The organism is Paracoccus sp. (in: a-proteobacteria) (assembly GCF_032007265.1).
Classification (GTDB): domain Bacteria; phylum Pseudomonadota; class Alphaproteobacteria; order Rhodobacterales; family Rhodobacteraceae; genus Paracoccus.
This window is the reverse complement of sequence record NZ_DALZMB010000145.1, coordinates 1-7,970: the sequence shown is the minus strand read 5'-3', so window position 1 is coordinate 7,970 and position 7,970 is coordinate 1. Positions and strand designations below refer to the sequence as shown.

6 protein-coding genes and 1 tRNA gene are annotated in these 7,970 nt (G+C 60.4%); 1 reads left to right on the top strand and 6 read right to left on the bottom strand.

The window, feature by feature from the left end:
* Positions 1-313: 313 nt before the first annotated feature.
* The gene (gene ptsP, locus RTS12_RS19190) at positions 314-2,557 is read right to left on the bottom strand and encodes a phosphoenolpyruvate--protein phosphotransferase (protein ID WP_312531382.1); all 2,244 of its coding nucleotides are present in this window, start codon (positions 2,555-2,557) and stop codon (positions 314-316) included.
* A 30-nt stretch (positions 2,558-2,587) separates the two neighbouring features.
* Positions 2,588-3,844 carry an aspartate kinase gene (locus RTS12_RS19185; RefSeq protein WP_312531381.1) on the bottom strand — a complete coding sequence of 419 codons (1,257 nt, stop codon included), beginning with the start codon at positions 3,842-3,844 and terminating at the stop codon, positions 2,588-2,590.
* Between the two features lie 301 nt (positions 3,845-4,145).
* Here RTS12_RS19185 and RTS12_RS19180 point away from each other — a divergent pair.
* Positions 4,146-4,219 (top strand) — tRNA-Cys (locus tag RTS12_RS19180).
* Between the two features lie 160 nt (positions 4,220-4,379).
* On the opposite strand, the gene RTS12_RS19175 is transcribed toward RTS12_RS19180, so the two are convergent.
* The 4 genes from RTS12_RS19175 to cbbX all read right to left on the bottom strand — a co-directional run bounded on the left by RTS12_RS19175 (position 4,380) and on the right by cbbX (position 7,887).
* On the bottom strand, positions 4,380-4,799 hold the full coding sequence (locus tag RTS12_RS19175) for a DUF1178 family protein (RefSeq protein ID WP_312531380.1): 420 nt from the start codon (positions 4,797-4,799) through the stop codon (positions 4,380-4,382).
* A 35-nt stretch (positions 4,800-4,834) separates the two neighbouring features.
* Positions 4,835-6,079, bottom strand: a complete 1,245-nt coding sequence (locus tag RTS12_RS19170) for a glycosyltransferase N-terminal domain-containing protein (RefSeq protein ID WP_312531379.1) — start codon at positions 6,077-6,079, stop codon at positions 4,835-4,837.
* A gap of 186 nt (positions 6,080-6,265) precedes the next feature.
* Positions 6,266-6,964, bottom strand: a complete 699-nt coding sequence (gene rpe, locus RTS12_RS19165; RefSeq protein ID WP_312531373.1) for a ribulose-phosphate 3-epimerase — start codon at positions 6,962-6,964, stop codon at positions 6,266-6,268.
* On the bottom strand, positions 6,961-7,887 hold the full coding sequence (gene cbbX / locus RTS12_RS19160) for a CbbX protein (RefSeq protein ID WP_312531371.1): 927 nt from the start codon (positions 7,885-7,887) through the stop codon (positions 6,961-6,963). Before cbbX ends, rpe begins: the two co-directional genes overlap by 4 nt.
* Positions 7,888-7,970 lie beyond the last annotated feature (83 nt).

Here is a 7,970-nt window from a genome sequence, read left to right as displayed (position 1 = left end):
ATAGGGCGCTGTAAACAATCAGAAAAAAGATGACGCTGCCTCGGATCATCCGGGGCATTTTGCATTTATGGCACTCCACCAAAGGCACGACCTGCATCCCTGGCAGTCAGAGGAAACAGAAGGCGAGCCGCGCCCAAAGCCGCGCCACAGGCCCGGACAGCACGCGACATCGGCCCAAGCCATCCATCACATCCTTGACGCGAATCGCGGCCCTGTCGCGCCCTAGAAGCGCGAGAAGGGGCAATGAAAAACCCGCCGCTTGACGATCAAGGCGGCGGGCGATTTTCCTGTGATGGATCGTGGCAAGCCAAGCTTATTGGCGCGCAAGCCAATCGGTGATCGGACGGCGCAAATTGGATACCCCCTGCGCGAGCCCCTCATCGATGACCTCACGCAGATCGGTCAGATTGACCCGGCGGATCAGATGTTTCACCGGACCGATTGATGCCGGTCGCATCGATAGCCTGCGAAAGCCAAGCGCTGCGAAAGTCACGGCCTCGATCGGGCGGCCCGCATCCTCGCCACAAAACGACAGGGGCACATGGGCCTCGTCACAGCGTTTACGGATCAGATCAAGCAAAGTCAGGTAAGAGCCGCTGAGCGTGTCATAGCGGCGACGCACCCGCTCGTTCTCGCGGTCCGCCGCAAAGAAGAACTGCTTAAGATCATTCCCGCCAATCGAGATGAAATCACACATCTCGAAGAACTTCTTGGGCGCATAGGCCATCGAGGGGGTCTCGATCATCGCGCCGACGCGAATATCGCTTGGCATCGGATGACCCAGCCGCCGTTCGCGGGCCACGGCCTCCATCAGCATGCGATGGGCCTCTTCGAATTCCTGCATTTCCGCGATGAAGGGGAACATCACATAAAGCGGGCGCCCCGCTGCAGCGCGGATCAGCGCCTGCAGCTGCATTTGCAAGACGCCACGCTTGTCCAAGCCTACACGAATCGCACGCCAGCCCATGGCGGGGTTCGGCTCGTCCTGCGGCTTCATATAGGGAAGCACCTTGTCCGAACCGATATCCAGCGTGCGAAACATCACCGGGCGACCAAGGGCGCTGTCAAGCACGTGCGAATAAAGCGTCGCCAGCTCGCTGCGGCGCGGGAAATGCGTGCGCGTCAGAAATTGCAGCTCTGTGCGAAACAGCCCGACGCCTTCGGCGCCCGAGCTTTGCAGGCTGGGCAGATCCGCCATCAGACCGGCATTCATGTAAAGCTGCACCTGCGCGCCGCACAAGGATTCGGCCGGCAGGTCGCGCAGTCCGGCGTAACGCTTTTGCGCCTCGGCCTGCATCGCGATCTTGTCGCGGAAGGCGGCTGCAATCGTATCTTCAGGGCGCAGATGCACCACGCCCATATCGCCGTCGATCAAAATCGGATCGCCGTTCAGCGCCTCAGAGGTGATGCGGTTTGCATTGATGACCAGCGGGATCGCCAGCGAACGGGCGACGATCGCGGCGTGACTGCCGACCGAGCCCTCTTCCAGCACCACGCCTTTCAGCTTGCGGCCATAATCCAACAATTCGGCTGGGCCGATATTGCGGGCCACAAGTATCGGGTTCTCAGGCATTTCGGCGCCGGTGTCGCGCCCCTGCCCGGTCAGAATGCGCAAAAGCCGATTCGAGAGATCGTCCAGATCATGCAGGCGATCGCGCAGATATGGATCAGCTGCACTTTCCAATCGCGCCCGCGCAAGAGACTGCTCTTTTTCGACGGCCGCTTCGGCGGAAAGGCCCAGATCGATGTCCTCTTCCATCCGGCGCAACCAGCTGCGCGAATGGGCGAACATGCGATAGGCCTCCATGACCTCGGTATATTCCTTGCCCGCCGCATCCGAGGCCGCAAGCATGGTATCGACATTGCTGCGCAGCATCGCGACCGATTCCAACAGGCGCGCACGCTCTTTCTGGGGATCATCGCCGATGGGGTTGGTGATCACGACGCGCGGCTCGTGCAGCCAGACACGCCCCTCGGCCGCGCCCTCTTGCCCCGAGGTGCCCCGGATGGCGATGGCAAAGCGGTGCTGCATCTGCGGGTTGTCGGATTGCTGGTCCAAAAAGGCGCCGAGTTCTGCCATTTCAGCCAGAACCATGGCGACGACTTCCAGACCATAGATATCGTCATCGGTAAAAAGTGCCGCTTCGCGCGACTGCACGACCAGAACGCCCAGCTTTTCGCCGACGCGCTGGATGGGGACACCTAGAAAGCTGGGGAAAATCTCCTCGCCGGTTTCGGCCATATAGCGAAAACCTGGCTCGGCGGGGGCATTGGCGGTGTTGATTGGCCGGCCATGTCGGGCAACGCGCCCCACCAGCCCCTCGCCCAATCGCAGGCGCGTCTTGTGAACGGCCTCGGCCTTCAACCCTTCGGTTGCACAAAGCTCTAAGGTCTGGGCATCGCGGAAAAGATAGATCGAGCAAACCTCGGTCCCCATCGAATCCGCGATGTGATGGGTAATATTGTCCAGACGGTCTTGGCCGCCGCCCGGTGCAGCAAGGGTCTCGCGCAGCCGCTTCAGCAGTTTGCGCGAGTCGCTATCGTTGCGTCCTGCCATTCTTCCTCGCCTGTGAGTCAGGCCCCGATATCAGGCCTTTTCGAGATCAAAGGCATCATGCAGTGCCTGAACCGCAAGTTCCATATACTTGCGCTCGATCAGCACCGAAATCTTGATCTCAGAGGTCGAAATCACCTTGATGTTGATATTCTCATCAGCAAGTGCCTTGAACATCCGCGCTGCGACGCCAGCGTGGCTGCGCATACCGATACCCACGACCGAGACTTTGGCGACCTCGGAATCAACCACCAGCTCGTCATAAGCGATGTGACCAGCCGATTTTGCCTCTTCCATGGCCTTGCGCGCACGCGCGACCTGGTTGACCGGGCAAGAGAAGGTCATATCGGTCACCGAACCGGGGTGATCCTCGTAATCTTTTTCCGAGATGTTCTGGACAATCATATCCACGTTCACCCCAGCCTCGGCCAAAGGTGCAAAGATTGCCGCCGAAATGCCCGGCTTGTCCTCGACGGTAACCAAGGTCAGCTTGGCCTCTTCGCGCGAATAGGCAACGCCGTTGATGACTTTCGATTCCATGATTTCATCCTCATCGCAGACCAGCGTACCCGAATTCTCGTCGGTTTCCTCGAAAGAAGACAGCACGCGCAGGCGGACTTTATAGCGCATTGCCAGTTCGACCGAACGAGTCTGCAGGACTTTCGCGCCGAGGCTGGCCAGTTCTAGCATCTCTTCGAAGGCAATCTTTTCAAGCTTGCGCGCCTTCGAGGTGATGCGGGGGTCGGTCGTATAGATGCCATCGACATCGGTATAGATGTCGCAGCGTTCGGCATCGAAAGCGGCCGCAAACGCAACGGCAGTCGTGTCCGATCCACCGCGGCCAAGCGTGGTGATGCGACCCTCGGGCGACAGACCCTGAAAGCCGGCAACCACCGCAACCCGCATGCCTTCGGCGAATTTCGCGTCCAGATTGGCACGAGGAATATCGAGGAATCGGGCCGAGGAATGCTGTGCAGTGGTGTGGATCGGCACTTGCCAACCCTGCCAGCTGCGCGCAGGCACGCCCATTTCCTGAAGGCGCAGCGCCATCAGCCCCGCCGTGACATTCTCGCCTGATGCAACAACAGCATCGTACTCGCGCGCATCAAACATTGGCGAAGTCTGCTCGACCCAACCGACCAACTCATTGGTCTTGCCCGACATTGCGCTGACGATGACGATAACATCATAACCGCGTTCGACTTCACGCTGCACTTTTTGGGCGGCGTTTTTGATGCGGTCCAGATCGGCGACAGAAGTGCCACCAAATTTCATCACCAGAAGCGGCATTTCTTGCCCCCAGTAGCCCATGATATACGGGGTGCGTTCTAGGGGTGGGCCTGCGAAACCGCAAGGGCAGTTCGGTGCAATTACCGCCTAAGTGCAGCGACCTGCGTTTGAGCAACACAGTCTTGCCCGATCAACCCCTTATCATCGACCCGGCGCGCGCCATCTATTTGCCTGATTTCGCCCGCCGATCCCTCGCAAATCCCGCAGATTTCACTTCCAGCGCAGGAAGTCTGCACGAACTCGTCTTGGCACCCTTGCGCAGCGCGAAAGGACAGGCTAAACCCTGCCCTGCCTCGACAGCGGTGGGTTGGCGGAGAGGTTACGCACCGGATTGCAAATCCGTGAAGACCGGTTCGATTCCGGTACCCACCTCCAAGTCCTTCTGGCTTTTCCCCAAAAACTGACGCGCCCACCAAGGGCAAACAGCCCGAATCATGGCAAGTTTTGATTTTTGCGGATTTTACCGGATTTTGACGCAAATCATCCCGGCCCCAAGCGCGCCAATCGGCGCGCCGCGTTCTGGTAGGTGTGATTTCTAGTTGGTGCGATTGCGCGGCATGAACGGCAAAGGCATGACATTGATGCCCTCCTCCAACAGCTGACGCGCCTCTTCGATCTTGGCCTCGCCATGGATCGCGCGTTCGGGGCTTTGACCCTCATGCATGGCACGCGCCTCGGCGGCAAAAGACATGCCGACATAATCCGAGGTTTGCTCGACATGTTCGCGCAGCTTTTCCAAGGCTGCCTCACGGTCATCGCGTGGCTTGCGCAATTCGGACGGCTGGGGGCGCGCCAAGGCCACACCCGGCGCCATCAGCGCCTTTTCAACCTTGATCGAGCCGCAAATCGTACAGCTGACCTGACCCGCGGCCCGCAGGCTGTCAAAGCCGTCGGACGAGCGGAACCAACCGTCGAAATCATGGCCCTGATCACAGCGCAAATCATAGCGGATCATATCGAATTCCTTTCCGAGCCAATATCGGAATTTGATCAGCGGGAAGCAAGGTTGCGCCGCGCCAATTCGCGCAGCTGCGACAAGATCGGTTCAGGATCTCCGGCACGCGTTAACAAGATGTCACGTGCGGCCTGCCCCATCTGTGCGGCCCTGTCACCCAATAATGCGCAAACAGTCTGGCTTAGGCTGTCACTTGTCACCGCAGAGCTTGCACCCTGCGCATCAAGGACTGCGTAATCTTCAATGAAATTATCGACATAAAGCCCGTGCAGGAGCGCACATTGATGGGCCGCCGGCTCCCACGGGGTATGGCCACCGCGCGCGACCAAAGACCCGCCGGTCAGGCAAATTGCGGCGCTATCATACCAGCGTGCCATCTCGCCCAAAGTATCGGCCAAAAGAACGGGCGCGCGCTCGTCCTGGCCTTGGGTGCGGCGCGCCACCTCAAGCCCGCGCTTGGCGATCATCGCTGCCACTTCATCGCCACGTTCGGGATGGCGTGGGGCCAGGATCAGGCGCAATTGGGGATGCTGCGCCAATGCCGCCAGATAGGCATCCAACACGATCTCTTCTTCGCCCTCATGGGTCGAGGCCGCGAGCAGCGTCAGCGGACGCAAGTCTCCGCCCCGCCCCGGCACGATCCGCGCCGGACCCAGCAGCTTCAGGTTCAACCGCTGGGTCACTGCCTCGCGGCGCAGGCCAAGTTGCATCAGCCGCTCTTCGGTCGCACCATCTTGCGCCGATAGAAGATCAACCGCCCCCAGAACCGGCGCGATCAGCCCCGGCATCTTGCCCCAGCGCTCAGCCGAGCGCGCAGAAATCCGCGCCCCGATAACCGCCTGCGCAATGCCGCGCGCGCTTAGCTCTCGGGCGCGGTTTGGCCAGATTTCATTCTCGATCGTGACGGCCAAGACAGGTTTTCGCTGATCCAGAAAGCGCGCAACCGCGCGCGGCAGATCCAGCGGCGCCAAGGTGCAGTGCATGCCCCAGCCCGATGCGGCCCGCCGTCCGGTCAGGCTGTTGGCGGTCACGCTCACGTCAAAGTCGCGCGCCAGATCCTCGATCAGCAGCCGTGCCGAGTTCAGCTCTCCGACGCTGGCACCATGGATCCAGATCCCGCCCGCAGGTACCGCAGGCAGCCCGATTGCCATTCGTTGGGCAAAATCGCCACCCATGGCCCCGGCAAAGGGGCGCAAGACCGCCCCGGCCATCGCCGTCGCGCCGCGATAAAACGCGGCAGTTGCGCCGCCTTTTGTCTCTGATCGCCGCTGCTTTGCCATGCATGCCCTTCTTTGGCCACCGCCCGATTTTGGCGGACCATAGCGCGCAGCCCCCCTAGGGGAACAGCCCCCATTCCTGCGCCAAGGCCACAACCACGCGCCAGCAGCCGCCCCGTGCCAGAAGGCTGAAAATGCAAAAGGGGCAGCCCGCAGGCTGCCCCCATCTTTTGCACAATCGCTTTGCGATCAGGCAGGTGCCAATGCCGCCTCGGCCGCCGCGCGAATGGCGCGGATATTCTCGCCATAAGGCGAGGAATTCGAGACCGAGCCCCCCCGGAACACGGCCGAGCCCGCAACCAGCACATCTGCACCCGCCGCCGCAACCAAAGGCGCAGTCTTGGGATCAACTCCGCCGTCGATTTCGATATGGACCGGACGATCGCCGATCATACGGCGCAGCTGGCGCACCTTTTCGACCTGGCTATGGATGAATTTCTGCCCGCCAAAGCCCGGATTGACCGTCATCACGCAAATCAGATCCACATCGTCCAGCAGCATCGCAGCCGCCTCGGCCGGTGTGCCGGGATTCAGCGCCAGACCGGCTTTTGCACCTGTCGCGCGAATCGCCTGCAACGTGCGGTGAATATGCGGACCCGCTTCGACATGGGCCGTGATGACATCGCTGCCTGCCTCGGCAAATGCATCGATATAAGCATCGACCGGCGCGATCATGAGGTGCACGTCCATGACGCCCTTGATATGCGGGCGGATCGCTTTGCACATCGCCGGGCCAAAGGTGATGTTGGGCACGAAATGACCGTCCATCACATCGACATGGACCCAATCGGCACCCTGCTCTTCAATCGCGCGGCATTCCTGCCCGAAATTCGCGAAATCGGCCGATAGAATGGACGGAGCGATCTTGATCCTGCGGTCGAACGTCATGGCTGATCCTTTCTGCGACTGCCATCAATGTCGAGCCCACCTTCGAAAACGCGGCTCGCACGGATATCTGGCTCCGATATGGTCGAAAGTGCGGTGGCGTCAACCGGCTCCCCGCTCATGAACAGACGATTCGCCTGACGCAGGCGCGCACGATCCAAGGCGTTACGGATCGAACGGGCATTGGCGAAATGCGGCTGTTCGCGGCGAAGGCGCACATATTCGGCCATCGCAGCCTCGGCCCCGGCATCCAGAACATAACCCTGCGTCTCCAGCATGCTCGCCGCGATCCGCTCCAGCTCTTGATCGGTATAATCTGGAAATTCGATGTGATGGGCAATCCGCGAGCGGAACCCCGGATTGGCCGAAAAGAACCGATCCATCCGGTCAGCATAACCCGCCATGATCACAACCAGATCATCACGGTTGTTTTCCATGACCTGCAACAGGATCTCGATCGCCTCCTGCCCGTAATCGCGCTCATTGTCAGGGCGGTACAGATAATAGGCCTCATCGATGAACAGCACGCCGCCCATGGCCTTTTTCAGGACCTCTTTGGTCTTTGGCGCCGTATGGCCGATATATTGCCCGACCAGATCATCACGTGTGACCGACACCAGATGACCTTTGCGCACATAGCCCAAGCGATGCAGCAAACCCGCCATCTTCAGGGCAACCGTCGTCTTGCCCGTACCGGGATTGCCTGTGAAGCTCATGTGCAAGGTGGGCGTCTCATTGGCCAGGCCCATGTCGCGCCGCGCCTTGTCGACCAGCAACAGCGCCGCCGTCTCGCGAATGCGCTCCTTGACCGGTGCCAGCCCGATCAGTTCGCGGTCCAGCTCATCCAGAACCTCGCGCACACCCGAGCTTTCATATTCCTGCTTGAGATCGACCACCGTCGGAATTGTCTTCGCATCACCGTCCATGGCCTCGCCCTTTCTTCATCATGAAAATACCCTGCGGGGGTCCGGGGGCGCAAAGCCCCCGGCTTCAGTCTTGCTTAATCAGC